29 protein-coding genes, 1 rRNA gene and 1 pseudogene are annotated in these 26,819 nt (G+C 40.1%); 19 read left to right on the forward strand and 12 right to left on the reverse strand.

The features are described from left to right. Positions 1-11: 11 nt before the first annotated feature. Positions 12-932, reverse strand: coding sequence for a Dyp-type peroxidase (locus J663_RS16415; RefSeq protein WP_033851018.1), 921 nt, complete (start codon positions 930-932; stop codon positions 12-14). A 158-nt stretch (positions 933-1,090) separates the two neighbouring features. Here J663_RS16415 and J663_RS16420 point away from each other — a divergent pair, with 158 nt between their 5' ends. Then, positions 1,091-1,717: a LysE family transporter gene (locus tag J663_RS16420; RefSeq protein WP_033851020.1), complete on the forward strand. Its 627-nt coding sequence runs from the start codon at positions 1,091-1,093 to the stop codon at positions 1,715-1,717. A 1-nt stretch (position 1,718) separates the two neighbouring features. On the opposite strand, the gene znuB is transcribed toward J663_RS16420, so the two are convergent. From znuB to J663_RS16435, 3 genes are read right to left on the reverse strand one after another with little or no spacing between them, the layout of a single operon-like run. After that, positions 1,719-2,528, reverse strand: coding sequence for a zinc ABC transporter permease subunit ZnuB (gene znuB / locus J663_RS16425; RefSeq protein WP_005071996.1), 810 nt, complete (start codon positions 2,526-2,528; stop codon positions 1,719-1,721). Positions 2,529-2,531: 3 nt separating this feature from the next. After that, positions 2,532-3,320: a zinc ABC transporter ATP-binding protein ZnuC gene (gene znuC, locus J663_RS16430; RefSeq protein ID WP_033851022.1), complete on the reverse strand. Its 789-nt coding sequence runs from the start codon at positions 3,318-3,320 to the stop codon at positions 2,532-2,534. Next, positions 3,293-3,790 carry a transcriptional repressor gene (locus J663_RS16435; RefSeq protein WP_002114130.1) on the reverse strand — a complete coding sequence of 166 codons (498 nt, stop codon included), beginning with the start codon at positions 3,788-3,790 and terminating at the stop codon, positions 3,293-3,295. The genes znuC and J663_RS16435 overlap by 28 nt, the downstream gene beginning before the upstream one ends. Positions 3,791-3,917: 127 nt before the next feature. Here J663_RS16435 and J663_RS16440 point away from each other — a divergent pair, with 127 nt between their 5' ends. The 10 genes from J663_RS16440 to J663_RS16485 all read left to right on the forward strand — a co-directional run bounded on the left by J663_RS16440 (position 3,918) and on the right by J663_RS16485 (position 12,094). Further along, a complete protein-coding gene (locus J663_RS16440) occupies positions 3,918-4,757 on the forward strand; it encodes a metal ABC transporter solute-binding protein, Zn/Mn family (RefSeq protein WP_033851024.1) in 840 nt (279 codons plus the stop codon). 170 nt (positions 4,758-4,927) lie between these two features. After that, positions 4,928-5,326: an ATP synthase subunit I gene (locus J663_RS16445; protein ID WP_005072004.1), complete on the forward strand. Its 399-nt coding sequence runs from the start codon at positions 4,928-4,930 to the stop codon at positions 5,324-5,326. Positions 5,327-5,430: 104 nt separating this feature from the next. After that, positions 5,431-6,306 carry a F0F1 ATP synthase subunit A gene (gene atpB, locus J663_RS16450; protein ID WP_033851025.1) on the forward strand — a complete coding sequence of 292 codons (876 nt, stop codon included), beginning with the start codon at positions 5,431-5,433 and terminating at the stop codon, positions 6,304-6,306. A gap of 84 nt (positions 6,307-6,390) precedes the next feature. Beyond that, positions 6,391-6,636 (forward strand): F0F1 ATP synthase subunit C, encoded by a 246-nt coding sequence (gene atpE, locus J663_RS16455; RefSeq protein WP_031950971.1) that lies wholly within the window; start codon positions 6,391-6,393, stop codon positions 6,634-6,636. A gap of 38 nt (positions 6,637-6,674) precedes the next feature. Next, positions 6,675-7,145 (forward strand): F0F1 ATP synthase subunit B, encoded by a 471-nt coding sequence (locus J663_RS16460; protein ID WP_001024691.1) that lies wholly within the window; start codon positions 6,675-6,677, stop codon positions 7,143-7,145. 12 nt (positions 7,146-7,157) lie between these two features. Further along, positions 7,158-7,694, forward strand: a complete 537-nt coding sequence (locus tag J663_RS16465) for a F0F1 ATP synthase subunit delta (RefSeq protein WP_002114070.1) — start codon at positions 7,158-7,160, stop codon at positions 7,692-7,694. 46 nt (positions 7,695-7,740) lie between these two features. Continuing rightward, positions 7,741-9,285 (forward strand): F0F1 ATP synthase subunit alpha, encoded by a 1,545-nt coding sequence (gene atpA, locus J663_RS16470; RefSeq protein WP_002114049.1) that lies wholly within the window; start codon positions 7,741-7,743, stop codon positions 9,283-9,285. Positions 9,286-9,362: 77 nt separating this feature from the next. After that, positions 9,363-10,232, forward strand: coding sequence for a F0F1 ATP synthase subunit gamma (atpG, locus tag J663_RS16475; RefSeq protein ID WP_002114131.1), 870 nt, complete (start codon positions 9,363-9,365; stop codon positions 10,230-10,232). A 30-nt stretch (positions 10,233-10,262) separates the two neighbouring features. Further along, on the forward strand, positions 10,263-11,657 hold the full coding sequence (gene atpD / locus J663_RS16480) for a F0F1 ATP synthase subunit beta (RefSeq protein WP_002114045.1): 1,395 nt from the start codon (positions 10,263-10,265) through the stop codon (positions 11,655-11,657). Between the two features lie 17 nt (positions 11,658-11,674). Then, positions 11,675-12,094 (forward strand): F0F1 ATP synthase subunit epsilon, encoded by a 420-nt coding sequence (locus tag J663_RS16485; protein WP_002114076.1) that lies wholly within the window; start codon positions 11,675-11,677, stop codon positions 12,092-12,094. 58 nt (positions 12,095-12,152) lie between these two features. Here J663_RS16485 and J663_RS16490 read toward each other — a convergent pair whose 3' ends face one another. The 4 genes from J663_RS16490 to J663_RS16505 form a co-directional block, all read right to left on the reverse strand. Next, complete coding sequence (locus J663_RS16490) at positions 12,153-12,749, reverse strand: hypothetical protein (protein ID WP_014208127.1); 597 nt, start codon at positions 12,747-12,749, stop codon at positions 12,153-12,155. Between the two features lie 141 nt (positions 12,750-12,890). Next, a complete protein-coding gene (locus tag J663_RS16495; protein ID WP_014208128.1) occupies positions 12,891-13,436 on the reverse strand; it encodes a glutathione peroxidase in 546 nt (181 codons plus the stop codon). Between the two features lie 120 nt (positions 13,437-13,556). Beyond that, positions 13,557-14,321 carry a helix-turn-helix transcriptional regulator gene (locus J663_RS16500; protein ID WP_033851030.1) on the reverse strand — a complete coding sequence of 255 codons (765 nt, stop codon included), beginning with the start codon at positions 14,319-14,321 and terminating at the stop codon, positions 13,557-13,559. Positions 14,322-14,342: 21 nt separating this feature from the next. Then, the gene (locus tag J663_RS16505; RefSeq protein ID WP_032005621.1) at positions 14,343-15,557 is read right to left on the reverse strand and encodes an MFS transporter; all 1,215 of its coding nucleotides are present in this window, start codon (positions 15,555-15,557) and stop codon (positions 14,343-14,345) included. Positions 15,558-15,692: 135 nt separating this feature from the next. On the opposite strand from J663_RS16505, the gene J663_RS16510 reads away from it, so the two are divergent. Continuing rightward, positions 15,693-16,346 carry a TetR/AcrR family transcriptional regulator gene (locus tag J663_RS16510; RefSeq protein ID WP_081404790.1) on the forward strand — a complete coding sequence of 218 codons (654 nt, stop codon included), beginning with the start codon at positions 15,693-15,695 and terminating at the stop codon, positions 16,344-16,346. A 103-nt stretch (positions 16,347-16,449) separates the two neighbouring features. Beyond that, on the forward strand, positions 16,450-17,370 hold the full coding sequence (locus J663_RS16515; RefSeq protein WP_081404791.1) for a DMT family transporter: 921 nt from the start codon (positions 16,450-16,452) through the stop codon (positions 17,368-17,370). A 392-nt stretch (positions 17,371-17,762) separates the two neighbouring features. Here J663_RS16515 and J663_RS16520 read toward each other — a convergent pair whose 3' ends face one another. The 3 genes from J663_RS16520 to J663_RS16530 are packed head-to-tail and all read right to left on the reverse strand — an operon-like array spanning position 17,763 to position 20,692. Further along, positions 17,763-18,332 (reverse strand): L-threonylcarbamoyladenylate synthase, encoded by a 570-nt coding sequence (locus tag J663_RS16520; RefSeq protein ID WP_005072030.1) that lies wholly within the window; start codon positions 18,330-18,332, stop codon positions 17,763-17,765. A 51-nt stretch (positions 18,333-18,383) separates the two neighbouring features. After that, positions 18,384-19,517 carry a DNA-processing protein DprA gene (gene dprA / locus J663_RS16525; protein WP_033851037.1) on the reverse strand — a complete coding sequence of 378 codons (1,134 nt, stop codon included), beginning with the start codon at positions 19,515-19,517 and terminating at the stop codon, positions 18,384-18,386. A gap of 20 nt (positions 19,518-19,537) precedes the next feature. Beyond that, on the reverse strand, positions 19,538-20,692 hold the full coding sequence (locus J663_RS16530) for a LysM peptidoglycan-binding domain-containing protein (RefSeq protein ID WP_033851038.1): 1,155 nt from the start codon (positions 20,690-20,692) through the stop codon (positions 19,538-19,540). 123 nt (positions 20,693-20,815) lie between these two features. Here J663_RS16530 and def point away from each other — a divergent pair, with 123 nt between their 5' ends. The 4 genes from def to J663_RS16550 all read left to right on the forward strand — a co-directional run bounded on the left by def (position 20,816) and on the right by J663_RS16550 (position 24,258). Then, positions 20,816-21,346: a peptide deformylase gene (gene def, locus J663_RS16535; protein WP_032055797.1), complete on the forward strand. Its 531-nt coding sequence runs from the start codon at positions 20,816-20,818 to the stop codon at positions 21,344-21,346. Positions 21,347-21,389: 43 nt separating this feature from the next. Beyond that, a complete protein-coding gene (locus J663_RS16540) occupies positions 21,390-21,815 on the forward strand; it encodes a DUF2946 family protein (protein ID WP_002114087.1) in 426 nt (141 codons plus the stop codon). 72 nt (positions 21,816-21,887) lie between these two features. After that, positions 21,888-24,002: a TonB-dependent copper receptor gene (locus tag J663_RS16545; protein WP_033851040.1), complete on the forward strand. Its 2,115-nt coding sequence runs from the start codon at positions 21,888-21,890 to the stop codon at positions 24,000-24,002. Between the two features lie 49 nt (positions 24,003-24,051). Then, positions 24,052-24,258 carry a hypothetical protein gene (locus J663_RS16550; protein ID WP_033851042.1) on the forward strand — a complete coding sequence of 69 codons (207 nt, stop codon included), beginning with the start codon at positions 24,052-24,054 and terminating at the stop codon, positions 24,256-24,258. 67 nt (positions 24,259-24,325) lie between these two features. Here J663_RS16550 and J663_RS16555 read toward each other — a convergent pair whose 3' ends face one another. Further along, complete coding sequence (locus J663_RS16555; protein WP_033851043.1) at positions 24,326-25,540, reverse strand: oxygenase MpaB family protein; 1,215 nt, start codon at positions 25,538-25,540, stop codon at positions 24,326-24,328. An 87-nt stretch (positions 25,541-25,627) separates the two neighbouring features. Between J663_RS16555 and J663_RS16560 the strand changes: the two are divergent. After that, positions 25,628-26,198: pseudogene (locus tag J663_RS16560) on the forward strand (TetR/AcrR family transcriptional regulator). Between the two features lie 519 nt (positions 26,199-26,717). Next, a 16S ribosomal RNA gene (locus J663_RS16565) occupies positions 26,718-26,819 on the forward strand; the annotation flags it as partial.

The raw sequence follows: 26,819 nt of genomic DNA on the forward strand, positions 1-26,819 counted from the left end.
TCTTTTTTATTTTAGTCTTCTAAAACTTCTTCTAGCAATTCTTCGCTAGGTGCAAAGTAATATGCGCCATCAAGTGGAGTCACGAAATGCAATAAGCGATCATGGATACCATCTCCACTTGTACCAAACATACGCTTTAACATGGCATCAATAATGCTCAGGTCTTTAGTATAAGCAATGAAGAATAAGCCTTGATCGCCTCGGCCGTCGCCATAAGGCAGACTATGACGCAAGATTTCCATTTCTTCGCCTTCCTCATCTTCAACGACAGTACGGGCGACATGGGCATTTTCTGGTTTAACGTCATCATCCAGTTCAATTGATTCAAGCTTAGTACGACCCATGACATTTTCTTGAGCATCAACTTTTAGTTTTTTCCATTTTTCTAAGTCGTGTGCATAGCGCTGTGCAAATATGAAACTGCCATCAGCAAAAACTCCCGCGCTTTCTGGCAATAAGGCTGTTTCTGCACGGTCATCTGGAAATTGAGGGTTTTCTGTACCGTCTATAAAGCCTGTAATATCTCGGCCATCAAAATAGCGGAAGCAAACACGCTCATCAAGAACTTCAACTTTATCTTTAATACCTTCAAAAAATGCTTGGCTTAATGCAAAACAAATATCAGAACGCATACTAGCAATATGGATGAGGACATCAGCGGGAACGACTGGCATGTTGAATGCGCCGTTTTCTGGTTCAAGTTGTTTAAAGCCAGCAGGAGATTGACTGTAAAGTTGCTTCCAAAGTTCTGGACCAAAAGCGACTGCTGTTTTAATTTGCGCGTCTGAATGCTGAGTAATGAGACGGTCGCGTGTTTCAAACAACGCTTCGAGTTGTTCTTTTAATTCATCAATTGATAAGTCTTTTAAACGAAGAACAATAAATCGGGCATGATCTGATGGCAACGGCAAAATGACAGATTGAGCAGTCATTGGAAGGTATCTCCTCAATTATAATTTAGTATGAGCTTTAATTATTGTGCCTGATGCGAAGAGCGGTTAGTAGTCTATTTCTTGATTTTATTGTTTGAATTCTCATCAATATAGTTTTATAAAACAGTATAAATCCACTTTTATTGTCTATTTTTAGTATGTCTTTGCAAGTTTGGTTTGCCTATATGTTGGCCTGTTGGGTCATTAGTATCTCTCCGGGTGCGGGAGCTATTGCCTCAATGTCGAGTGGTCTAAATTATGGCTTTAGACATGGTTATTGGAATGCGATCGGTTTACAAGTTGCCTTGGTGCTGCAAATTATGGTGGTGGCAGCAGGTGTGGGGGTCTTATTTGCCACAACTCCTTTAGCTTTTCTGGCCGTTAAGTGGTTTGGCGTAGCTTATTTATTGTATTTGGCCTATTTGCAGTGGACAGCACCTGTAAAAGATATAGAAATTCAACAAGAAAAAAGAGATAAGTCTGCTTTAGCTCTGCTATTAAATGGTTTTGTGGTTAATATTAGTAATCCTAAAGCAATCGTATTTTTATTGGCGGTTTTACCGCAGTTCTTAGATTTAAGTAAGCCTCAATGGATACAATATCTAATTATGGCGGCTACTATGATTACGATCGATTTGATTGTAATGGCTGGATATACGGGGCTGGCATCCAAGGTTTTAAGATTACTTCGATCCCCTAGACAGCAAAAATATTTAAATCGGGGCTTTGCTGTGATGTTTAGCTGTGCGGCTTTATTATTGAGCACAGTTCATCAGGCGTCCTAACTTAGGCCGCCTGCGTCTGATTTTTTAATTTTTGAGTTATAAAAATAACAGCAAAACTTAATGCCATACATAAAACAATACTAAGACCTGTAGAGATATTAAGTGCTGCACTTGACCATAAACCGACACTAACACCGAGCTGGGCCAGCACGAATGCCCAAATAACCATTTGCTTTGGTGAATTTGCCAATAGACGAGCGCTTAAAGCTGGTATTACGAGTAATGCACCCATTAGCAAAGAACCTACAGCACGCAAAGCTAAAACTGTAAATAAAGCCAATAACAGCATAAAAATAAGGCGTTGCCAGTTTGCATTCACCCCTTCACTAATTGCGATATCTGGATCAATTGCAAACTGTATTTGTGGCTGCCAAAAACGGTAAAGAATTACGAGTGATATCGCAATAATTAAAGTGAAAACAGGCAGATCTGGCCAATCAATACTAAGCAAATCACCAAATAAATAACTTAAAAGCTCTGGTCTTAAACTTGGAACATGTTGAATAAATAGTAAACCGCTACAGAGTAATGTTGCTGAACATAAGGCTAGCAAAGCATCATTGGGTAAACGGTTGTCATGTAAAGCCCATAAAACGCCTACCAGTAAAACCGCTGTCCCTGCAACACCAAGCCATAATGGAAGACTTAAAGCTCCCGCAATAGCAACCCCGAGTAGTGTTCCGTGTGCCATCGTGTCAGCAAAAAAAGACATGCGTCTCCAAAGCATTAAACAACCCAGAGGTGCAGTTAAAAATACTAGCAGAGTTCCCATAATCCATGCGGGTAACAATAATTGTAACCATTCCATCATGGCTTAAGCTTCCGGTTCTGGGTGAATGTGAGGACGGTCATTATGAGGGCAGGGGTGTGCAGCATCACCGTGAGCACAATGGTCATGATGATGTTGATAGAAAACCCTTTGAGTTCCAAATATTGCCTGATATTCAGGGTGTTGTTGAATATTTTCGGGTAGTCCACTACAGCAAATATGTTTATTTAAACACACTACACGGTGTGTTCCTTGCATCACCCATTGTAAGTCATGAGAAACAATTAAGATCGCGCAACCATATCGTTCTGGCAGACTGCGAACATAATCATAAAGTTCCGCTTCTGACTGAATATCTAGACCTTGCATGGGTTCATCAAGGACTAAAATATCTGGCTGACGAAGTAGAGCGGGAGCCAATAGTACTCGTTGGCGCTCTCCACCGGAAAGTTGTTGTACTTTTGATTGTTGTAACTTTGAAATACCTGTGTCTTGAATAATTTCCTGACGCAGGGCAGGGCTGCATTTTTCTAAATCAAGAAGGTCCTGAACACGTAAAGGAAGGCTGTGTGAAGGATTAAACTTTTGTGGCACATAAGCCATTTTAAGTTTTTTATGATTGATAACACGCCCGCTACTTGGCTGAAGAATACCGAGTAGAACTTTAATCAGTGTTGATTTACCTGCACCATTGGGTCCAATTAAAGACACAATTTCATTTTGATGTAGGGCAAAATCAACTTTCTTTAATATATCCCGATCATCACGATGAACAGAAATCTGCTCAAGCTGAATTAATACAGGATTTAAGGAGTTGTGCGGCACTGTTGGCATTTCCCCGAAATTTCAATAATGCTGTGTTGAGCCACGAAGTCATCTGAAGCTGCAAGCTGGTCAAGCTGGTGTGTGAGGCCTTGAGAAGAAGCTTCTTTAACCATATGACATTCGGTACAAATCAGGAATGCTGCTTGATGACCTTCACGCGGGTGGCAGCAAGGAATATACGCATTAATAGAAGTTAGGCGGTGAATGAGGCCTTTTTCTAATAAGAAATCTAAAGTTCTATATACAGTTGGAGGCGCAGCAGGGCGATCTGTTTGACTTTTTATACGTGCCAATAAGTCATAGGCACCCATTGGACCCGATGCATTTAAAATGAGTTCCAGAACTTCTTTGCGCAAAGGTGTAAGACGTGCGCCAGTCGCAGAACATAAACTTTCTGCTTCAGCTAAACGACTTGCGACATTATGGTGATCATGCACACCATGCAAAGAATCATGATGTTCATGCGAGCAGGAACTCATAAGGATAACCTCGAATTTTTAACGGAATATTAGCATGAAGCGATGCTTCATTCGATTAATCTTAGGTATTTTTGTAACTTTGTTATATTATAACATGCTTCGAGCTAATTTAAATTGATGGTCTGTCATGTTCCGTTTTTTTGTTTTCAGTATGTTCTCACTTTTGAGTACGTTAGGGTGGAGTCAGGGTTTGTTGGTTTCTACACACCCGATTTATCTGATTGCAAAAGAAGTCACTCAAGGGGTTGAAGAACCACAACTCTTATTAAAGGGACAAACGGGGCATGACGTACAATTAACCCCAGCGCATCGTAAAGCAATTAATGATGCGTCTTTGGTGATTTGGTTAGGTAAAGCGCATGAAGCGCCCTTAAATAAATTATTAGGCAATAATAAGAAGGCGATTGCACTATTAGATAGTGGCATTGTTTCTGTTTTACCTCAGCGAAGTACACGCGGTGCAGCTTTACCTAATACAGTAGATACACATGTGTGGTTAGAGCCCAACAATGCAGTTCGAATTGGTTTCTTTATTGCTGCTTTGCGCTCTCAGCAACACCCTGAAAATAAGGCAAAGTATTGGAATAACGCCAATGTGTTCGCTCGTAAAATGTTCCAGGCAGCACAAGCTTACGATAGTTCAAGTAATGGCAAACCGTATTGGGCATATCATGATGCCTATCAATATTTAGAACGCTCACTAAATTTAAAGTTCGCTGGTGCTTTAACAGATGATCCTCACGTTGCACCAACAGCAGCTCAAATTAAGTATCTTAATGATAGTCGACCAAAAAATCAGATGTGTTTGTTGGCAGAGAGTTTTACCACTAAGAGTCAATATCAAAAATTAGGTAACATTACTTTTCAACCAGTAGACGAGAGCATGAATAATGAGGATGATTTCGTCACTGCATGGAAGAAACTGGCTATAAAAACAGATAAATGTGTATTAAGTACGCAAAAGTAAGATAAAAAGTAAACAAAGGCTGACTGTAGCGTCAGCACCACCTGTCATGAAAAACCCCGACTAAAGTCGGGAAAAGATTGCATGTTCAGGGGTGTAACTCTATAATGCCTGCGATTAAAAGCGATCATCAGCTAAACTTGTCAAGCATTTATGCTGTGAGTGGATAAATAATGAGCCAAACTAGTCGCTTGATTGACCGACGATTAGCAAAAGCTTTGGTCTTCTTACAAGCATGTATGATCCCTGTTTCCGCACTTGTGGCGTGGAGCATAAAAGACATGACAGCAGCATTAAGTGCGGCACTTGGTGCGTTGGTCTGCTGGCTTGCTACGGGTTATTTTTCGTGGCAATCCTTCAGAACAGCAGGTGCACGAGCATCAAAACAAGTGCTGTCTAACATGTATAGGGGCATGTTAGGCAAATTTGCAATCATGATCGTTGGATTTATTTTGATTTTGAGCAATGTTAAACCTTTATCACCGTTAGCATTGCTGTTTGGTTTTATTCTCGTTCAGGCAATGTCGTGGGTCGCTCCGTTTTGGGTGTCACGTCTACAAAAACGGGTGTAGAAACAAGAAGAATTGAAGATTTTTTGGAGGGTGGCGAGATATCGACAGTACGCCGATGTTCGTTTCCCTTCTTTTTAGTAATTGACATTGACCAGGTGTGATTTATGGCTGCTGAAGAACATGCCCTCACTTCGACAGAGTATATCAAGCATCACTTGACCAATATGACCTATGGCAAAATGCCAGACGGTACATGGAAATTGGCTGAGACTGCTGAAGAAGCTCATTCGATGGGGTTCACTGCAATTCACTTGGATTCAATGGGTTGGTCAATTGGCCTTGGTGTGATTTTCTGTTTGATGTTCTGGATGGTTGCGAAAGCTGCAAATGCAGGTGTTCCAACTAAATTCCAGTCAGCAATTGAAATGATCATTGAGTTTGTTGACTCAAGTGTCCGTGATACTTTTCATGGCAAATCACGTTTAATCGCTCCGCTTGCACTCACTATTTTCGTGTGGATTTTCCTCATGAACTTAATGGACTTGATCCCAGTTGACTGGATTCCTCAAGTTGCAGCGTTTGTAGGTGCAAACGTATTTGGTATGGACCCTCACCACGTTTACTTCAAGATCGTTCCATCTACAGATCCAAACATTACTTTAGGTATGTCTTTATCTGTATTTGTACTTATCTTGTTCTACAGCATCCGCGAAAAGGGTGTTGGTGGCTTCGTTGGCGAGTTGGCACTTAACCCATTTAACCCAAGTAATCCAGTTGCAAAAGCGTTGCTTATTCCAGTGAACTTGATTTTGGAATTGGTAACATTCCTTGCTCGTCCGATTTCATTAGCTCTCCGACTATTCGGTAACATGTATGCCGGTGAGTTGATCTTTATCCTAATTGCTTTATTGCCGTTCTGGATTCAATGGGCGTTGTCTGTGCCTTGGGCGATCTTCCACATTCTTGTAATCACGTTGCAGGCATTCATCTTTATGATGCTTACCATCGTTTACTTGAGCATGGCAAGCGAAAAACATTAATGGTATTGCCTAACTATCAAATGATGGTTGGGCTGAATTTTTTTAATTTAATTTGGTAATAACCTAACCTCTGAGGAATTTTTCATGGAACTCACTTTAGGTCTAGTTGCAATTGCATCTGCTATCTTGATCGCTTTCGGTGCTTTGGGTACTGCGATTGGTTTTGGTCTTTTGGGTGGTCGCTTTTTAGAAGCTGTTGCTCGTCAACCAGAATTGGCTCCACAACTTCAAACTCGTATGTTCTTAATCGCGGGTCTTCTTGATGCTGTGCCTATGATCGGTGTTGGTATTGGCTTTTTCTTCATCTTCGCTAATCCATTTGTAGGTTAATCATCTTAATTCCTAAATCCACTATTTGAGGAATTGCAATGAATATCAACCTCACATTGATTGGTCAAGCGATTGCGTTTGCATTCTTTGTTGCATTCTGCATGAAGTTTGTTTGGCCACCACTAATCAATGCGATTAGTGAGCGTCAGCGTAAAATCGCTGATGGCTTAAATGCAGCAGAAAAAGCGAAAGCTGACCTTGCCGATGCACAAGCGCAAGTTAAGCAAGAACTTGATGCAGCTAAAGCACAAGCGGCTCAATTGATCGAACAAGCGAACCGTCGTGCAGCGCAATTGATCGAAGAAGCTCGTACTCAAGCTGCGGCTGAAGGTGAGCGTATTCGTCAACAGGCTAAAGAAGCTGTTGATCAAGAAATCAATTCTGCTCGCGAAGAATTACGTCAACAAGTAGCTGCTTTGGCAGTAACTGGTGCAGAAAAAATCCTGAACCAGCAAGTTGACGCAGAAGCTCATAACGCCATGCTGTCTCAGCTGGCTGCTAAACTTTAAGCGAGGCGAATTATGGCTGAACTCTTGACGTTGGCACGTCCGTATGCCAAAGCAGCATTTGCTTATGCTTCTGAGCAAGGTGCAACAGACAATTGGTCGAATGCGTTACAAGTGCTCAGTGCTGCGGTGCAAGACGAAGCATTTTCCGCTTATTTAAATCGCCCTGAACTTACTCCTGCGGAGCAAGTGAAGCTTTTTGCTAAAGTTTTAGGTGAAGATCAATCTCAAGCAGTGTCTAACTTTTTGACACTTCTTGCAGATAACGATCGTTTAATGTTGTTACCTGAAATTGAAGCAGAATATGAACAGCTTAAATCACAGAATAACAACAATGTGGATGTCGTGATTGAATCGGCTTTCCCGTTAACTGCTGAACAAGAGCAACTGTTGAAATCTGCTTTAGAAAAGCGTTTTAACAGTACAGTAACTGTTTCAGTTGAAGTTAAACCTGAGCTTATTGCAGGTGTTGTAATTCGTGCAGGCGATCAAGTGATAGATGATTCTGCGCTTAACAAGCTTGAAAAAATGCGTACTCGTCTTCTTGCATAATGCAAATGATGAAGACTGAACTAATAAAAGATTGAGGAATAGCGCAATGCAACAACTGAATCCATCCGAGATCAGTGCGCTCATTAAACAGCGTATCGGAGATCTGGACACCAGCGCGACCGCTAAAAACGAAGGTACCATTGTTATGGTATCCGACGGTATCGTGCGCATTCACGGTCTTGCTGATGCAATGTACGGTGAAATGATCGAATTCGACGGCGGCTTATTTGGTATGGCACTGAACCTAGAACAGGATTCAGTGGGTGCCGTTGTTTTAGGTAACTACCTAAGCCTTCAAGAAGGTCAAAAAGCTCGTTGTACAGGTCGTGTATTAGAAGTTCCAGTTGGTCCTGAACTTCTTGGCCGTGTTGTCGACGCTTTGGGTAACCCAATTGATGGTAAAGGCCCAATTGATGCGAAATTAACTGATGCTGTTGAAAAAGTAGCACCAGGCGTAATTTGGCGTCAATCTGTAGATGAGCCTGTTCAAACTGGTTATAAATCAGTTGATACAATGATTCCTGTTGGCCGTGGCCAACGTGAGTTGATCATCGGTGACCGTCAAACTGGTAAAACAGCGATGGCGATCGATGCGATTATCGCTCAGAAAAACTCTGGCATTAAATGTGTATACGTTGCGATTGGTCAAAAACAATCAACAATTGCAAACGTTGTGCGTAAGCTAGAAGAAACTGGCGCTATGGCGTATACAACTGTTGTCGCTGCTGCGGCTGCTGATCCTGCTGCAATGCAGTACTTAGCTCCGTACTCTGGCTGTACAATGGGTGAATACTTCCGTGACCGCGGTGAAGACGCTCTTATTATTTATGATGATTTGTCTAAGCAAGCTGTTGCTTATCGTCAAATTTCATTACTTTTACGTCGTCCACCAGGTCGTGAAGCGTATCCAGGTGACGTATTCTATCTTCACTCACGTCTTCTTGAACGTGCTTCTCGTGTATCTGCTGACTACGTTGAGAAATTCACTAATGGCGCAGTAACTGGTCAAACTGGTTCTTTAACTGCATTACCAATTATTGAAACTCAAGCAGGTGACGTATCTGCATTCGTACCAACGAACGTAATTTCGATTACTGACGGTCAGATCTTCTTAGAAACATCATTATTCAACGCAGGTATTCGTCCTGCTGTGAACGCGGGTATCTCTGTATCTCGTGTTGGTGGTTCTGCTCAAACTAAGATCATCAAAAAATTGTCTGGTGGTATCCGTACCGCTTTAGCACAATACCGTGAATTGGCTGCGTTTGCTCAGTTCGCTTCTGACCTTGACGAAGCAACTCGTAAGCAACTTGAACATGGTCAACGTGTAACTGAGTTAATGAAGCAAAAACAATATGCTCCTTACTCAATTGCTGACCAAGCTGTTTCTGTTTATGCATCTAACGAAGGCTACATGGCTGACGTAGAAGTTAAGAAAATCGTAGACTTTGATGCTGCGTTAATTTCTTACTTCCGCTCAGAATATGCTCCGTTGATGAAACAAATCGATGAAACTGGTGATTACAACAAAGACATCGAAGCAGCAATCAAAGCAGGTATTGAAAGCTTTAAAGCGACTCAAACTTACTAAGTTTAGTTTTAGTTAAGTTTGGTTCACGGATCAACCTTCGGAAGCTCGAAAGAGCTTTCGAATACTAGGTTAAGCGTATGGCAAATTTAAAAGAAATTCGCGCCAAAGTAGCTAGTATCAAGAGCACGCAAAAGATTACTCGCGCGATGCAAATGGTAGCTGCTTCTAAAATGCGTCGTGCGCAAGAGCGCATGGCTCAGGGCCGTCCGTATGCCGATAATATGCGCCGTGTAATTGCTCACTTGGTACAAGCAAACCCTGAATACAAACACCGTTATATGGTTGACCGCCCAGTTAAGCGTGTTGGCTATATCGTAGTGTCTTCAGATCGTGGTTTGGCAGGTGGCTTGAACATTAACTTGTTCAAGAAAGTTGTGCAGCATGTCAAAGCACAACAACAGCAGTCAATTGAAGTTGAATTTGCTTTAATTGGTCAAAAAGCGGTTTCGTTTTTTAAGAATTACGGCGGTAAAGTGCTCGGTGCAACTACCCAACTTGGCGATGCGCCGAGTTTGGAACAGTTAACTGGCTCAGTCCAAGTTATGCTTGATGCATTTGATAAAGGTGAATTAGATCGTATCTATCTCGTATCAAATGGCTTCGTTAATGCAATGACTCAGCAGCCTAAAGTAGAACAACTTGTTCCTTTAGCACCAGCAGAAGAAGGCGATGATCTCAACCGTACTTATGGTTGGGACTATATCTACGAACCAGAAGCAGAAGAATTGTTAAATGGTTTGTTGGTTCGCTATATCGAGTCTATGGTTTATCAAGGTGTGATTGAAAACGTTGCATGTGAGCAGTCAGCTCGTATGGTCGCGATGAAAGCAGCGACAGACAACGCAGGACAATTGATTAAAGACCTACAACTCATTTACAACAAGCTGCGTCAAGCCGCGATTACTCAGGAAATTTCCGAGATCGTTGGCGGTGCCGCTGCCGTTTAACATTATTAAGTTTGAATTGAGGAGACAGCAATGAGTAGCGGTCGTATCATTCAGATCATCGGCGCGGTTATCGACGTCGAGTTTGAGCGCAATAGCGTTCCTAAGATCTATGACGCTCTCCAAGTTGACGGTACTGAAACTACATTAGAAGTTCAGCAACAGCTTGGCGATGGTGTTGTTCGTACCATCGCAATGGGTTCTACAGAAGGTCTTAAACGTGGCCTTAATGTAACTAGCACAAATGCACCGATTTCTGTTCCAGTAGGTCCAGCTACGCTTGGTCGTATCATGGACGTTTTGGGTCGCCCAATTGATGAAGCAGGTCCGGTAGCGACTGAAGAGCGTTTGCCGATTCACCGTCAAGCCCCTTCTTATGCTGAACAAGCAGCTTCTACTGATCTTTTAGAAACTGGTATTAAAGTAATTGACTTACTTTGCCCGTTCGCAAAAGGTGGTAAAGTTGGTCTATTCGGTGGTGCTGGTGTTGGTAAAACCGTTAACATGATGGAGTTGATCAACAACATCGCTAAAGCTCACTCAGGTTTATCTGTGTTTGCTGGTGTTGGTGAGCGTACTCGTGAAGGTAACGACTTCTATCACGAAATGAAAGATTCTAACGTTCTTGACAAAGTAGCAATGGTCTACGGTCAGATGAACGAGCCACCAGGTAACCGTTTACGCGTAGCGTTAACTGGTTTGACTATGGCTGAATACTTCCGTGATCAAAAAGACGAAAATGGTAAAGGTCGTGACGTATTATTATTCGTCGACAACATCTACCGTTATACACTTGCAGGTACTGAAGTATCAGCATTGTTAGGTCGTATGCCGTCTGCGGTAGGTTACCAACCTACACTTGCAGAAGAAATGGGTGTTCTTCAAGAGCGTATTACATCTACTAAATCTGGTTCGATCACATCGATCCAAGCAGTATATGTACCTGCCGATGACTTAACAGATCCATCTCCTGCAACTACATTTGCTCACTTAGATGCAACAGTAGTATTGAGCCGTGACATCGCATCTTCTGGTATCTATCCAGCGATCGATCCACTTGACTCAACTTCACGTCAGTTAGACCCATTAGTTGTTGGTCAAGAGCACTATGAAATTGCGCGTGCAGTACAAAACGTATTGCAACGTTATAAAGAGCTTAAAGACATCATCGCAATCTTGGGTATGGATGAATTAGCTGAAGAAGATAAATTGGTTGTTTACCGTGCGCGTAAAATCCAACGTTTCTTCTCTCAACCATTCCACGTAGCTGAAGTGTTTACTGGTGCTCCTGGTAAATTAGTACCGCTTAAAGAAACGATTCGTGGCTTTAAAGGTCTATTAGCTGGTGAATACGATCACATCCCAGAACAAGCGTTCTATATGGTTGGTGGTATTGACGAAGTGATTGCTAAAGCTGAGAAACTCTAATTTAAGGAGATCATCTCATGGCGACTATGCAATGTGATGTCGTAAGTGTTAAAGAGTCTATTTACTCTGGCGCAGTAACGATGTTAATCGCGAAAGGTGCTGGTGGTGAGCTTGGTATTTTGCCAGGACATGCTCCACTTGTAACCTTGCTTCAACCGGGCCCGATTCGTGTTCAGTTGGAAAATGGTACAGAAGAAATCGTCTATGTATCTGGCGGTGTTTTAGAAGTTCAACCTCATGTTGTAACGGTTCTTGCAGATACTGCAATCCGTGCAGACAACTTGGATGAAGCGGCAATTTTAGAAGCACGTAAAAATGCTGAACAATTGCTTGCAAACCAAAAGAGTGATTTGGACTCAGCTGCTGCGTTGGCTGCCTTGGCAGAAACAGCTGCACAGCTTGAAACTATCCGTAAAATCAAAAACCGCGCACTATAATTGCCGGTTTGAGATTGAAAAAGCCACCGTAAGGTGGCTTTTTTTATAAGTTGTTTTTTTAAGATTCAGTTTTTGAATCTGACTTTTCATCTCCTGCCATAATCATGGCGGCAAGCTTCACCATATCCATTTGAATGGTATTAAGCTGTTTTTCAATTTGGTCAAAATTGATTTGATCTAATTTCCCATTGAGTAATGGCATGCTAAGAGCTTGTTGGTTGGCATGTAATAAACTTTGGCGAATATTCTCAATTTCCTGACTTTTGATATCTAAAGTCAAAAGTGCTTGATTTAAACCTTCTAGTTGCTGTTTTAAGGTAGTGACAGTAGTTTTTAGTTCATTCTGATTCTTATCTTGGATGGCTTGTTCAACATCAAGCTGAGTATCTTTAAGCTGTTCAACATAGTCACCAGCTTTAAGCTGTAAATTAGCAGCGTCGCGGACCATATAAAAAATATTGCCGCTTTTAAGTTCGGCTTTGTTGGGTGCAATTTCTGACTCTTGTTGTTCAATGTTTTGGTCAGATGCCTGTTCAGTTATTTCAGTCTTTTCTTGTTCGGTAGCATGGTCTTGTGCCTGATCGCACCCGAGTAAAAGCATGCCTGAGGCAAAAATTACAAAAGGAAGAAATGCGCCCTGTAAAACTTTTTTCATAACTACAAACAACATCAAATAAAGCAAATAGATACTATAGGCATAAAATATGAAGAAAGATTGTATTTTTGCAAACGAACAACACTTTGAGGCGAACATAAAAAAGAGCGTATAAAACGCCCTTTCTCACATTTTAAAATATTATTTTGCTAACTCTGCTTCAACTGCTTTAACGATTTGTTCATCGTCTGCTGTTAGGTTTGGAGCAAAGCGAGCTACGACTTCGCCATTTTTATTAATTAAAAACTTTTCAAAGTTCCATAAAACTTCTGGAGCAGGGTTGGTTGGAATACCTAAGCCTTCTAAACGCTCACGGAAAGGACCTTCACCAGTGCGTTCCGGCTGAGCCGCTGTCAAAGCTTGGTAAAGTGGGTGCTTATCTTCGCCGACTACAGAAACCTTAGAAAATAAAGGGAAATGAACATCATAATTTAATGAACAGAACTGTTGAATTTCTTCATCAGAACCTGGTTCTTGCTCTTTAAAGTTGTTTGCCGGGAAACCTAAAATTTCAAGACCTTGGTCTTTTTTTGCTTGATAAAGTTTTTCTAAGCCTTCGTATTGTGGAGTTAAACCACATTTAGAAGCAGTATTTACGATAAGTAAAACTTTTCCTTTGTATTGTTCGAGGTCAACCGTTTCGCCTGAAATGGCTTTTACTGGAATGTGATATACAGATTGTGTCATGAGTCTTTCCTAAAGATTGTAATTGATATCAAGTAACGCATTTGTTTTAACTGCTATTGAGGGGTAGTGCAATAATATTCGTGTTCAAAAAAGAAAAAGTTTTTAAAGATAAGCTGAATTCTAGTTGTTTCTGATTTGGATAGGTGTTTGCCCAGTGTAACGTTTAAAAAATTCAATAAAACTTGAGCTATGTTGATAACCTAAATCATATGCTAAACGCTTGATAGGCGTCCCTTGGCGAATCTGATGAAGGGCATAAACAATTTTGGCCCGATTTCTCCATTCGGACAACGAAAGCTGAAGCTCTTGTTGACTCAAACGTAATAAGTGACGATCACTGACCGAAAAGTTCTGAAGCAACTGCTGTAAAGAGTGATTAAAAAGTAAAGGATCTGAAAGTTTTTCTAAAATAGGCAATAAAACAGGATGCCGTGTTTGCGGTAAATAATGCGAATATGCAGGAGCTTGTTTGAGTTGATCGAATAAAACTTGTAAAAGATGTTCTAAATATTCAGGTTGTTCGGTTTGTTTTTGCTGCTCTAGAATTTGTAAAACTAAAGTGCGAAAAAAAGGCTGAATACTAAAGCATTTACAGACGTCACCTAAAATAGAACATAGGCTAGGGTGCAGCCGAATACAGATATAATGAATTTCATGGTCGATATGGGTTGACTGATGAACAGTTTGAGGTGGAATCCAAAGACCATAGCTAGGTGGAGAAAGATATAGCTGTTCTTCAATCTCCATTTCTAATATGCCATTTAAACTGAAATTAAAATCTCCCCAAAGAGATGCATGAGGACGAACAATATCTTCTTTTTGGTATAGAAATTCATGAACTTCTATACTGTTTAATAATGAAAATTGCTGATCCTCATTGTTCATCTATATGCTTTGACTCATATTTTAATTTTCACAAGTAGCTTTAGGGTTATTAAGACCTTTCGCTAAGGTAAATGTACTCAGTAATGCTAGGGCAACGAAGCTTAATACACCATAAATTAAAGTATTTTCATTGAAATGATCAACCACATATCCCCCTAATAATGAACCTGTCGCAATCATCACCTGAAACATACCTACAAAAAGCGGCATACCTTTTTCAACTGCATTTGGCGCATGTACAAACATCCAAATATTCGCTGAGGTAGGGAAGGCACCAAATGCAAATCCCCATAACGCGGTTAAGACAATAGCACCAAATTCATGAACGGCAAAAAGAGGAAATCCAAAAAATACGATTGCAAAGCATGTACCCACAAAAGCTAATGTATAACGGACATTTAGATTCCCACTATATCCGGCAAAAGCATTTCCGAAAATACCAGCAATTCCATAGAGCAATAATAATGAACTAATGGTTGTCCCATTAAAACCAGCAACATTTTTAAAGAAAGGTGCTAAATAGCTATAGGCACAAAAGTGAGCGAGTCCGATCAATAAAACAATCAACATGCCACTACGTGCTTTAGGAGTGCGTAATAGTGCTGGCAAATCTTTCATGTGAATTGCCGAATCTGGTACAAGTTTAGGTAAAAAGATTAATTGTAAGATTAAAACAACTAAGCCAATGCCTGCAGTAATCCCAAAAGCACTCCCCCAGCCATAAAACTCGCTTAACCAAGTTCCAATCGGTACACCTAGAACTGTAGCAAAAGTCACACCTGCCATCACGACCGCAGTTGCTTTAGCAATAGGAAGATGCGAAGGAGCTAATTTTCCACTTAGAGCAATGGCAGTCGCCCAGAAACCACCAATTGAAATACCTAAAATTAAGCGGCTTAACAATAGAACATGGAAGTTTTCAGCAAATGCGGTAATGGTATTGGCAATAACCATAATAGCTGTCAGCAAGATAAGCACATAACGCCGATCAAGTTGTTTTACTGATACAGGCAATAGAGGGGCGGCAATTGCTGCCATAATGCCGGGTACAGTAATAATCAGGCCTGCTGTACCTACAGAAATATTTAAATCAGTTGCGACACTATTTAGAACACCAACAGGTAAAAATTCACTTGTTACTAATGCAAATGCTGCGATAGAAACGGCCAAAATGGCAAACCAGCTTCCTTGAGTAGAGGTCGTGGGTCGCGCTTTAGAGATAGAAGATTGGTCCATAGGAAATCCTTACTTGGCTAAATTTGGAGTAAAGAAAGGCAATTTATTAATTAACTAACGATCATTATGAAAATAAAATAGTTGATAAAAAATCGAACGTCAATTAATTTAATAACGATTGTTATAAAAATAGATGTGATCTTTATGACAAATAGGCATGAAACGAATTTAGTTGTTACAGAAGATACGTTGAAAAAAAAGCGTGGACGTCCTAAATGCTTTGATGAACAAGAGGTTTTGCAAAAAGCAATGTTGCTCTTTTGGGAGCATGGCTATGAAGCAACGTCTATTAGTGATTTAACACAAGCTTTGGAAATTACAGCACCTAGCCTATATAGTGCTTTTGGTGATAAGGCAGGGCTGTTTTATAAAAGTATTGATTACTATTTGGCTCATGAAGCCTGTCCTATTGAGACCATCTTTTTAGAAGCAAAAACTGCAAAAATTGCGTTTGAGTTATATCTTTATGACAATGTAAAACGATTGGTTCAACCCAATAAACCAGCTGGTTGTATGTTGGTGGTTGCTGCCATGAATTGTTCTGATGCCACTCAAGATGTGCAGCAGAACCTATTAGACAAGCGTATAAAAACCAAAGAAAAATTATTGGAGCGTCTAAAACAAGGTGTTGAGCAGGGTGATTTGCTATCTAATGCTCCTCTACAAGAAATGACGGACTTTTATGCTACTGTCATTCAAGGCCTTACCATTCAGGCAAGAGACGGTGCCAGTACTGATCAATTACATAAAGTTGTAGAACATGCGATGAGAGCTTGGACATTATTCTAAAAAAGATGATGTCTTAAGTTCGATATCAATGTCGGAAATACGATATTTCAATTTATTAAGACATTCTTCAAAATAAAATCTCTTTTGTAGATGGTGTATTGCTATGAGTCAGGTCATGAAATATCACAAATGGGCGTTTATTTTTCCCATTTTGGCAGTATTGATTTGGTCTTTAAATATTGTAGTCACCCGCTATGTCTCGGATTATATCTCTCCGGTAAGCATTAGTTTTTATCGGTGGTTAATCGCTTTTATTATTTTGACTCCATTTATGTTTATGCCTGTGTGGAGACAAAGACGACTAGTAATACCATATTTACCTAAGCTTGCTGTGTTAAGTGCATTTGGGATGGTGCTTTATCAAGGGCTTGCTTATACAGCCGCCCATTATACCAGTGCAACCAATATGGGAATTGTGAATGCATTTATTCCTATATTCACGATCTTTGTTTCGCTTGCCATTTTAAAAGATGTGCCTAATCGCTTTGCAGTTTTTGGCAGTATTCTATCTTTTGCAGGGTTGCTATATGTCATGTCCCAAGGAAATATTAATAAGCTTTTAAGTGGTGGTGGACACCTGGGTGATGCATTGATGATTATTGCCGTATTCTTCTATGCATTTTATGGAGTATTCCTTAAAAAATGGCAGTTGCCACTACCAATTATGACAAGCTTATATGTTCAGATTGGATTTTCTGTCATATTTCATATTCCTTTAATTCTCTGGTTTGGACTTGATGCTTTAAATGTACAAAATGCACCAAGTGCTATTTATGCAGGTGTATTTGCTTCACTTATTGCGCCGTTAGTTTGGATGTTAGCTGTTCAACAACTCGGTCCTAATAGAACAAGTATTTTTATGAACTTGGTACCTGTCTTTACAGCAATTATTGCAAGCGTCTGGTTGTCTGAGCAGTGGACCATTTATCACACGCTAGGTGGGACTGTTATTTTAATTGGTATCATTATGGCTCAGAAGAAGGTGAGTCCTAAAAAGAGCGAATTAATGCAAGAACAAAACTAAAATTGGTAAAAAAACTATGGCATATTTTGAAAAAAACTCATAAAAATATGCCAATTTTTTCTTAGTTAAAGTTTTTCTATATGATTTATAAATAGTTTATAAAAATAGGTTGTAATATAAATATTAAAAAAGCCGAGTAAAAATATTAATATAATTTTAATTTATAGGCAAAAAACCGTAAATTCCCTACACTTTTCATGCTTTTTTTAGAGAAATAATATATTTCTCTCATTGAACCTCTTACCACATAATAGCGGCCACTACGAAAGGCGCTATTTTCTTTGTAAATTACCTTTTGTTCCACAGATATCCAAACCCTCTGGATGTGGTATATACCCATCCTTTTTTATGCTCAGTTATCCCTATATAACTGAGCTTTTTTTTGTTTGAAGTTAGGCGCGAATAATCTCTCTGGTAAGAGCGTTAATGATTCGGCTTGGCTGTTGGCTCTGGCCTAAGTCACCATTCAGATAGTTTAATTGTGAACCAAAGTATTGGCAGGCATCCTGTAATGAATGAGCAGGTTCTTGTCCACTTGGGTTCGCACTAGTCGAGACAATAAAACCATGAAAAGCATTGCATAATGCCACACATAAAGGATGTGTAGTGACTCGAACAGCGACAAGAGGATGCTCACCTTTGATCCATGAAGGAATATGTTCGCCAGCAGGTAATAGCCAAGTTGTTGCTCTTTCTGAAGGTTGATGATTAGTCCAACAATCAATAATTTCTTGTTGGGTTGTTTGAGGTAGAGAAGTTAGCAGGTGCTCAACTTGGCTAATATGACCTGCTAATAAAATTACACCCTTTTCAATAGGCCTTTGCTTTAGTTCAAGAATCTTTTGAAAAGCTTGCTCATTAAAAGGGTCGCAACCTAGCCCCCAAACTGCCTCAGTTGGATATGCCAAAACTTGACCTTGTTGTAAACATTCGGCTGCTTCGGTAACTGAGGTGGTAATCATGGTAATACTCTTCCTTTCAATCAGACAGAATTGCTATTGTGCGCTTCAATACTAAGAACGACAACGTAAATACAATCCTGATTGTTGCATACATAAACCAAGTAGTTCTAGTTCCATCAGTGAAGAGGTGAGTTCTGCAACAGGCTGAGAGTGATGTAAGACAAGCTGGTCAATATCTTGTCCAACCCAGTCTAAAGACTGATAAAGGTTAACTAAATGCCCAGGAATTTCTGGGGCGCAAGAAACTATTACTTCCTCAGTTGAGTTCTGTTGCTGACTTTGCCATTGGGTAGGTAAAGCAAGGTCTTCAATAATCTGCTCAGGATGATCAACTAAAATTGCTCCCTCACGAATGAGTTGATGGCAGCCCTGATGAAATTCACTGTAAATATGACCAGGAATAGCAAATACGGTTTTACCTTGTTCGGCTGCTTTGTTCGCAGTAATGAGAGAACCACTTTTTAAAGTAGCTTCTACAACTAACACGCCTAAACTCAGACCACTGACAATTCGGTTTCGACGGGGGAAATGTTGCTGTAATGGTGGAGTACTGGGTAAAAACTCAGTAATGATGGCGCCGTTTTGAGCCAAGATCTGTTCCGCAAGTTTTTTATTTTGCGCAGGATAGGTACTATCTAAACCTGTTCCTGTCACTGCAATTGTACGTTGATGCGCTGAAGCACCTTGGTGAGCAGCTTCGTCAATCCCATATGCCAAGCCACTACTTATATAAAATCCTTTTTCACTTAAGTAATAGGCAAAATCATAAGCAACTTGACGACCATGCGGGCTTGGTTTTCGACTACCGACAATCGCAATTTGTGGTTGCAATAGTGCTTGTGCCTGACCTTTTCCAAAAATGATAGGCGGGTGGTCTGTATAAGGTAGTAATTGAGTGGGGTAGCCTGAGTCATCTGCCGTTAAAATAAAGTCAGTATATTTTTGGATCTGCTCAATCAGTTTTTCAAACTGAGCTTGACCTTGAGCAGTTTGAAATTCATCTACACGTTTTAAATGATTGGCGTGTAACCCAAGATTGCGCCATTGGGATAACCCAGCAGGTTGGACAGCCTTCTCACAGGTACCAAAATAATCAATAATTTTTTTAAAGCTAACTAAAGAGTGCTGCACCAAATACCACACTTTAAGCGTGTGGTAATGGTGTGAAGAAAGTTGAGTAAGCATTGTAAAGTGTATATCCAGCGTTAATCATTAAAGCGAGGCGGCTGAATGCTTGAACCAACTTTAATTGGTAAATCGCTTTCTAATACGTAGGCATAACTCAACTGATCAAAGGTTCTAAAAACCATTAGGTTCCCAATTTGTTGACCAGGTAACTTTATTGATTCCTTGGTTTTAGGATCTCGAATGGTTTCGCCTTGCTGCGTAATATCAAAAACTTGGCCTACTTGAACTCCTTGAGTTGTGCCTCGGTCCAAAGTCACCACACTATTTTTGGCAGCAGTGCCAATTGATCCCATTACACGAATGATTTTGCCGCCATCTGGCACTTGAGTAGCGTCCACTGGATAAAATAAAGTAGGCAATGTGGCATCTTCTTCTGGCATCACCCGATCACCACGACGTACTTCAGAATTGTAGCTATCAGTTAACTCAAGAGTGGTAATGTCTTTTTCAGAAGAGATCGCAATCCCTGAGGCAACTTGTTGTAGCTCAATACCTAGACTGTGCTTTTTGCCTTTATTATCGGTGAAATAATAAGGTTCACCTTCACGATAAACTGCATAACGTTGACCATCAATCAAACCTTGTCCGCGCGCATAAATAGTTTGACCTTTTGCTGCAAGTACACGTTGATCGGCAGTACCGACTACATAAGGAGTGTGTTCAATTGCGTCGGCTGGCAAAATTGTGCTGTGTTCTAACCATTGTTTGATATGCTCAAGAGGAATAACAGGTACGTTATTGTTAAGTGATTCCACACGAACTTGAGGTTGTAAATTTGTCATTTGGCCTGTGTAACGGCGAATAATGCCGACACAGCCATCTCCCTCATCTTTTCCAACCAATGGACGGCCATCTAAACTACACAGCAGTAATCGATCACCTGGATAAATCCAATGCGGATTTTTAACATGCTGATTATTTGCCCAAATTTCAGGCCAGCGCCAAGGTTTACTCAGAAAGTGACCGGAAATATCCCATAGCGTATCTCCTCGTTTTACTACGTAGACATGTGGTGCATTACTTTTAAGAGAGGGTGGATTATGGTTTGGACTAGCAGCATAAACCTCTGCTACCGTACCGAAAGCAACCCCTGTAAAAAGTGCGAAAGCAAGTAAATGCTTTTTTATCCCCAAAGCATGAAATTGAACCATGCCGTCAAAAACCTTTTTCATTATGATAATTCCTAAAAATTATGCGTGCAGATGCGTTATAATAGGCGGCTAACACACAATTTTTTCGATGAAGTATTTCCTTCATTTGGTTTTTCAATCAATGGCATAAGTGAGGACGTCAGTATGGCCTTATTACCTATTTTAAGTTTTCCTGATCCCCGTCTTCGTACCATTGCTAAGCCTGTTGAAGAAGTTACTGATGAAATTCGTCAACTTGCAGCAGATATGCTTGAAACCATGTATGCGGCACCGGGTATTGGTTTAGCAGCTTCTCAGGTCGATCGTCATATTCAGCTTATCGTCATAGATTTGTCTGAATCTAAAGATGACCCTATGGTTTTCATTAACCCCAAAATAACTCCACTGACAGAAGATAAGCAGCAGTACGAAGAAGGCTGCTTATCGGTGCCACAAATATACGACAAAGTTGAGCGCCCGTCACGTGTGAAAATTGAGGCAATTAACCTTGAAGGTCAAGCATTTGAGATAGAAGCTGATGGACTTCTCGCTGTTTGTATCCAACATGAAATGGATCACTTAAATGGCAAATTATTTGTGGATTATTTGTCGCCACTTAAACGTCAGCGTGCTCGAGAAAAAGTCGAAAAAGTTGTTCGTCAACGTGAACGTGAAAAAGTTGCAGTAAAACGTTAAAAATTTCTATTCTTGAAACATTAATGTAATGTGGATGTGATTTTTGGTTTTTCGTAGTGGTTTACTGCTTGCATGTGCAGCAGTATTTTTACAGGTCGCGGTATTTCTACAGCCGCTATTACCGAAGCAGTATCAAATTGCTCCGGTCTGTGAAACTATTACCCTCGCTTTGCTTAAACCTAAAGCACAGATGGAAACCATGTCACATGCCATGCATTCACATCATGAACATCATATTGAACAGGCACAAGCCTCTGGGCAACATGATCATCATGATGCAAATCACCAGTGTCAATATTGTACCGTCTATGCCAATCTGGTTTTGCCACCTGAATTTGGCGTAAAAGAAGTTTTAGTCCGCATACAAGTCCGCTTAGTTGCCTATCAACAAGCATTTAGACATGTCTACTTTGCACTACAGCGACTTTTTCTACTCCCGCAAGGGCGTGCACCACCTCTATTTGCATAAATAAAAGCAATTTTTTGTTGGGGTCTTAACTGACTTCGATATCACTTTATTTATGTTTTAGAGCCTATAAAAATGCCACATTCTAAATTTTTACTACAACCTTTATGGGTTGCGATGTTTGCTGTCTCTCATTCGGGTCTAGTTTTTGCTGATTCAGAAAAAAATGATGCCGATACCAAAGCTCTTCACTCATTAGCACCTATTGTTGTTACAGCACAACAAGGCAACGATGCAAATGGTCTGATTGTACATGCTGACCCGAAACAGCCCATTCAGCCGGTACCTGCTACAGATGGGGCAGACTATCTACAAAGTATTATGGGTTTTAACTCAATACAAAGCGGTGGAACAAATGGTGATGTGACCTTCCGAGGCATGTTTGGTTCACGCATCAAAATTTTGACAGATGGAACAGAAAACCTAGGTGCATGTCCAAATCGTATGGATGCTCCAACTTCTTATATTTCACCAGAAAGTTATGATCGTATTTCTGTCATTAAAGGTCCACAAACTGTTCAATATGCCAATACAGGTTCAGCAGCAACAGTGCTTTTTGAACGTCAGCCTGAGAAATTCACCTCTGAAAAACCTTATCGTGGGCAAGCAAGTGTCTTGCTAGGTTCATATGGGCGTATTGACCATAATATTGAAGCTGCAGTGGGCGATGAGAAAAAATATATTCGATTAAATGCCAATCGTTCAGAGTCGAATAGTTATCAAGATGGTGATGGAAATACTGTGCCGTCAGCATGGAAAAAGTGGAACGCTGATGTAGCACTTGGCTTTACTCCAGATGAAAACACGTGGGTCGAACTCACTGGTGGAAAATCTGATGGTGAATCGCTTTATGCTGGACGTTCAATGGATGGATCTCAATTTGCGCGAGAAAGCTTAGGTCTGCGGTTTGAAAAGAAAAATATCACTGACGTCATTAAGAAAATTGAAGGGCAGGTGAACTACAGCTATAACGACCATATTATGGATAACTTTAGTTTGCGCACACCGCCATTAGTTGAAATGAATCATGGTGGTATGACCATGCTGATGCCGAATCCAATGGCAATGCAAGTGACACGCCGTACATTAAACTCACGTTTGGCAATGACTTCTGAATGGAATAAATGGAGTTTGATCACAGGCGTTGACTCTCAATTTAATAAACATGGCGGTAGCATGTCATCGCCAACAATGCCTTCTATGAATATTCCATATCGCCAAGATATGCATTTTCAATCATATGGTGCTTTTGGCGAACTCGGCTATCAATGGAACGATTTCAACAAACTGGTTACAGGTACACGTTTAGATCGAGTCACAGTTGAAGATGAGCGTGCTGATTCTCAAGCAAAAGGCTTTAATACTAAACTTGAAAAGACTTTACCGAGTGCATTTGTGCGTTGGGAAAATCAACATCCTGAGCATGACCTAAAAAGCTATATTGGTTTAGGTTATGTAGAGCGTATGCCTGATTATTGGGAACTTTTCTCGCCTAAACATGGGAACGCTGGCTCAACCAATACTTTTAACGGTGTGAATCCTGAAAAAACATTACAGTTGGATCTAGGTTTCCAGCAACAACATGGCGCTTTAAATACATGGGCTTCTGCTTATGCCGGTTTGGTGGAGGACTACATTTTAATGAGTTATCACCATCATCCAAGTACTGGAATGGGTGGGCATGATATGAGCCATGATATTACTGCGGGTGCCAAGAATGTCGATGCAACCATCGCAGGTGCGGAAGCGGGTATTGGATATCAATTTACCGATCATATTCAGGCAGATTTGAGTGCCATGTATGCATGGGGTAAAAACACCACAGATGACAAACCACTACCTCAAATTTCACCTTTAGAAGGTCGCTTAAATATTCGCTATGTGGCTGACAAATATAATTTAGGTCTGTTGTGGCGAGCTGTGGCTGAGCAAAACCGTGTGAGTCTACATCAAGGTAATATCGTAGGATATGACTTAAAACCAAGTAAAGGTTTCTCGACTCTTTCTCTAAACGGAAGTTACAACCTTCGTAAAGATATCGATGTCTCTGTTGGCATCGATAACGTATTGGATAAGACCTATACCGAACACTTAAATAAAGCAGGTAGTGCAGGGTTTGGATTTGCGAGCGAAGAGCAGTTCAACAATATCGGAAGAAATTACTGGGTTCGTATGAGCATGAAGTTTTAATAAGCCGTAGCGAATGAACTGAAAATATTAATTTAAAGAGAGAAATGAAATGACTGATAAATTATCACCTGAACAGTCTTGGTGGGGATGGAAGTTACTTATTGTGGCTTCTATTCTGAGTTTATTGTTTATGATTGTTTTTTACTTGGCGATCAACAATGAACCTGACTACATGCCAAGTCAGAAAAAGAAGCAGATGATGGAGTCACACGAGCAAATGAATCACGCTGAAATGCACAGTTCATCAGCTCAATAAGTTCCTTAATATTTGAAAATGGAAGTCTAATTAACGGGCTTCCATTTTTGTTTTTAAGTTTTAAAAATTATTGATGCATACTCGCTAAGGTTTTTGCCTTACCTTGATTCTGATAAAGCGTTAAACCAAGTTTTTGTATATTACGGCCTGATTTAGATAAAAACTTTTCAACTTTTGGTGAAAGCTTTGCGCCATTATAAAGTAGTGAATTACGCACAATTAGATAATAAGCAAACCATGAGGCAGACTGCTGAGGCAATCCGAGTAGTTTCATTCTCTTCTTGCCAATAAAAAATTGGGTAAGTTCTAAATGTTGTCGATAAGCAAGCTTCTGCTGCAAAGAACGTAAATGTAGATATTTTCTCTCAAAAGGCTCTTTAGATAAGCTTGATCCTAACTCAACACTGCTGTGATCGGAGCGAGGGTGAGCAAACTGCATCCAGTAAAGTAACCTCCAGCCCTCAGATTCAGATTGAATACGCCATTTTTCATCAATACCCATCAACCAGCCAACATAACGCCAAAAATGTAGAAAACTCTTGGCTTCTTGTTTGGTCGGCCATACACCTAAAGCCCTAATACCGAGTAAAACTACACTGCTAAAAGCCAAATTAGTCATGGCTAAATCAAATTGATTAAGTGGAATTCCCCAAACTTCACTATCCCAACGATCAGACTTTTTTAATTGTCGGCGAACGAGTGCATGAATAAAGCGAACATAAATCGTTGATGTAAAACCTGCGCTTAGACGCTCAAGTCCTTGAGGTTCAGTAATATCAACCCACCATTTAGTGGTTTCAGCTAAACGAGTACCCGCCTGTTTCTTTAATGCACCCGTTAAAATTAGCGGCTGATTAAATCCTGGATATAAATATCCCACCATTAAGGATAAATCTCTAAGAATAAAACCATTATTTATTCCTAAACGATGAGTAAATTTAACAGCCTCATCAATTTGACGCTGATCTAACCATTCAGGCTTTTGCTCAATGTAATTAAAGAAATTTTCTAACTCAGTAGGTAGCGGCTCAGATAGGTTATCGCGGCCTTGAAATAATATCTTCTCAAAAATCATTCGGTGACCTTTGGGATCTTGCATAACCCAATCAATCACCTTATCCATTTCAACGTCCCCTTCACAAAGAGCACGTTGTAAAGACACATATTCTTTATAGTTTGGTTGTACAGGTTTTTCGCAACAGATATTTAAAAACTGAGTAAAGAAATTACTGTCTTGCATGTCATTAAAAGAAGCAAGTCGAGTCGGGCTAATCATTTGTATATCGTTACTTACTTATTGAACTGAATAATAAATAGGCTAATATGAATAATTATTCGCATTCAATTCGCATTTAACGAATAAAAAACGATGAGAAAAGCCCCACAACAACAGCGTTCAAAAATTATTGTTGACCATATTTTAGAGGCGACACAGCAGTGTATCGCGCAGTATGGATTACTACATACGACGACGCCTAAAATTGCAGAGAAATCTGGAGTAAGTGTTGGGTCGATTTACCAATACTTTGAGAATAAAGATCAAATCATAGAAGAACTATTGCGCCGTAAAAGCGAATTGCTGGGGCAACAACTTAAAGAATTAGTTGTGCGACAAGGAAATATTCCTTTAGAGCTGCTCATTCCCTTAGCAATAGAGTTGGGATTTAATGCATTAAAAGCCGATCATGGATTTTTTATAGAAGTGCTGAAACACTGGCATGACTATAGTCATTCGCAAGCTGCTCAGATTTTAGAAAAGCATTTTTTTGAAGTAGGGCTATATACATTCAGTAGAAATCCTCATCAGTGGGACTTCGAACAGGTAAAGTATAAATCCTTTGTAATTATTAATAGTACGCTTTTTACGATGATGCGTTATGTAAGCCAGAACAATTTTCTTATCTCAGAACAACAACTTAAATGCGAATTATCGAGCATGATACTGGCTTATTTAGGCCAAAAATAAAAAATTAAAATAATTATTAATATAAAACAATAGCTTAATTCGCATGGTGATTTAAAAGTAAACGCTCAGGTCATTAATTTTTAATTTTCGCTTGCAAAGGGAATGAGATGGTCTATAATGCACATCCATCGGCGGTGATGTAGATAGAAACTTGTTGAAAAACAGTTACTTGTGATTAAGTTGATTACTTTAAGTGATGAATTTGATGGTAAGTTGGTTTGAGAGATGAGTTTTAAAAATATCGAAATTACCTGTTGACTTTTAAGAGATTAAGAGTAATATAGCCGACCTAGCTTGCTGGTGACGAACCAGGAAGAAGATCATTAAGAGAATTGAAGAACAACTTGTGTGGATTTTTACTGATTGATTAATCGAAATAATTTTCATTGATTGATTGGTTTAAATTACTCGAAGTTTATTTGAGCGAAATTTAAGTCAGTAATTGATGAGCCAGAATTGGCACCTTGTCTTTAAATAAGGTGCAAAATGATTTTAACTGAAGAGTTTGATCATGGCTCAGATTGAACGCTGGCGGCAGGCTTAACACATGCAAGTCGAGCGGAGAGAGGTAGCTTGCTACTGATCTTAGCGGCGG

It is taken from the genome of Acinetobacter sp. 826659, from assembly GCF_000588515.1.
Taxonomy (GTDB): domain Bacteria; phylum Pseudomonadota; class Gammaproteobacteria; order Pseudomonadales; family Moraxellaceae; genus Acinetobacter; species Acinetobacter pittii.

Coding starts and splice junctions, on each gene's coding strand:
- J663_RS16435 (WP_002114130.1), bottom strand. CDS start 3,790: ATGAGTTCCTGCTCGCATGAACATCATGATTCTTTGCATGGTGTGCAT.
- J663_RS16520 (WP_005072030.1), bottom strand. CDS start 18,332: ATGATTACCACCTCAGTTACCGAAGCAGCCGAATGTTTACAACAAGGT.
- dprA (WP_033851037.1), bottom strand. CDS start 19,517: ATGCTTACTCAACTTTCTTCACACCATTACCACACGCTTAAAGTGTGG.
- J663_RS16500 (WP_033851030.1), bottom strand. CDS start 14,321: ATGAACAATGAGGATCAGCAATTTTCATTATTAAACAGTATAGAAGTT.
- J663_RS16545 (WP_033851040.1), top strand. CDS start 21,888: ATGCCACATTCTAAATTTTTACTACAACCTTTATGGGTTGCGATGTTT.
- J663_RS16485 (WP_002114076.1), top strand. CDS start 11,675: ATGGCGACTATGCAATGTGATGTCGTAAGTGTTAAAGAGTCTATTTAC.
- J663_RS16550 (WP_033851042.1), top strand. CDS start 24,052: ATGACTGATAAATTATCACCTGAACAGTCTTGGTGGGGATGGAAGTTA.
- znuB (WP_005071996.1), bottom strand. CDS start 2,528: ATGATGGAATGGTTACAATTATTGTTACCCGCATGGATTATGGGAACT.
- J663_RS16530 (WP_033851038.1), bottom strand. CDS start 20,692: ATGAAAAAGGTTTTTGACGGCATGGTTCAATTTCATGCTTTGGGGATA.
- J663_RS16465 (WP_002114070.1), top strand. CDS start 7,158: ATGGCTGAACTCTTGACGTTGGCACGTCCGTATGCCAAAGCAGCATTT.
- atpE (WP_031950971.1), top strand. CDS start 6,391: ATGGAACTCACTTTAGGTCTAGTTGCAATTGCATCTGCTATCTTGATC.
- def (WP_032055797.1), top strand. CDS start 20,816: ATGGCCTTATTACCTATTTTAAGTTTTCCTGATCCCCGTCTTCGTACC.
- J663_RS16460 (WP_001024691.1), top strand. CDS start 6,675: ATGAATATCAACCTCACATTGATTGGTCAAGCGATTGCGTTTGCATTC.
- J663_RS16445 (WP_005072004.1), top strand. CDS start 4,928: ATGAGCCAAACTAGTCGCTTGATTGACCGACGATTAGCAAAAGCTTTG.
- atpD (WP_002114045.1), top strand. CDS start 10,263: ATGAGTAGCGGTCGTATCATTCAGATCATCGGCGCGGTTATCGACGTC.
- J663_RS16515 (WP_081404791.1), top strand. CDS start 16,450: ATGAGTCAGGTCATGAAATATCACAAATGGGCGTTTATTTTTCCCATT.
- znuC (WP_033851022.1), bottom strand. CDS start 3,320: ATGCCAACAGTGCCGCACAACTCCTTAAATCCTGTATTAATTCAGCTT.
- J663_RS16415 (WP_033851018.1), bottom strand. CDS start 932: ATGACTGCTCAATCTGTCATTTTGCCGTTGCCATCAGATCATGCCCGA.
- atpB (WP_033851025.1), top strand. CDS start 5,431: ATGGCTGCTGAAGAACATGCCCTCACTTCGACAGAGTATATCAAGCAT.
- J663_RS16420 (WP_033851020.1), top strand. CDS start 1,091: ATGTCTTTGCAAGTTTGGTTTGCCTATATGTTGGCCTGTTGGGTCATT.
- J663_RS16495 (WP_014208128.1), bottom strand. CDS start 13,436: ATGACACAATCTGTATATCACATTCCAGTAAAAGCCATTTCAGGCGAA.
- J663_RS16505 (WP_032005621.1), bottom strand. CDS start 15,557: ATGGACCAATCTTCTATCTCTAAAGCGCGACCCACGACCTCTACTCAA.
- atpG (WP_002114131.1), top strand. CDS start 9,363: ATGGCAAATTTAAAAGAAATTCGCGCCAAAGTAGCTAGTATCAAGAGC.
- J663_RS16490 (WP_014208127.1), bottom strand. CDS start 12,749: ATGAAAAAAGTTTTACAGGGCGCATTTCTTCCTTTTGTAATTTTTGCC.
- J663_RS16440 (WP_033851024.1), top strand. CDS start 3,918: ATGTTCCGTTTTTTTGTTTTCAGTATGTTCTCACTTTTGAGTACGTTA.
- atpA (WP_002114049.1), top strand. CDS start 7,741: ATGCAACAACTGAATCCATCCGAGATCAGTGCGCTCATTAAACAGCGT.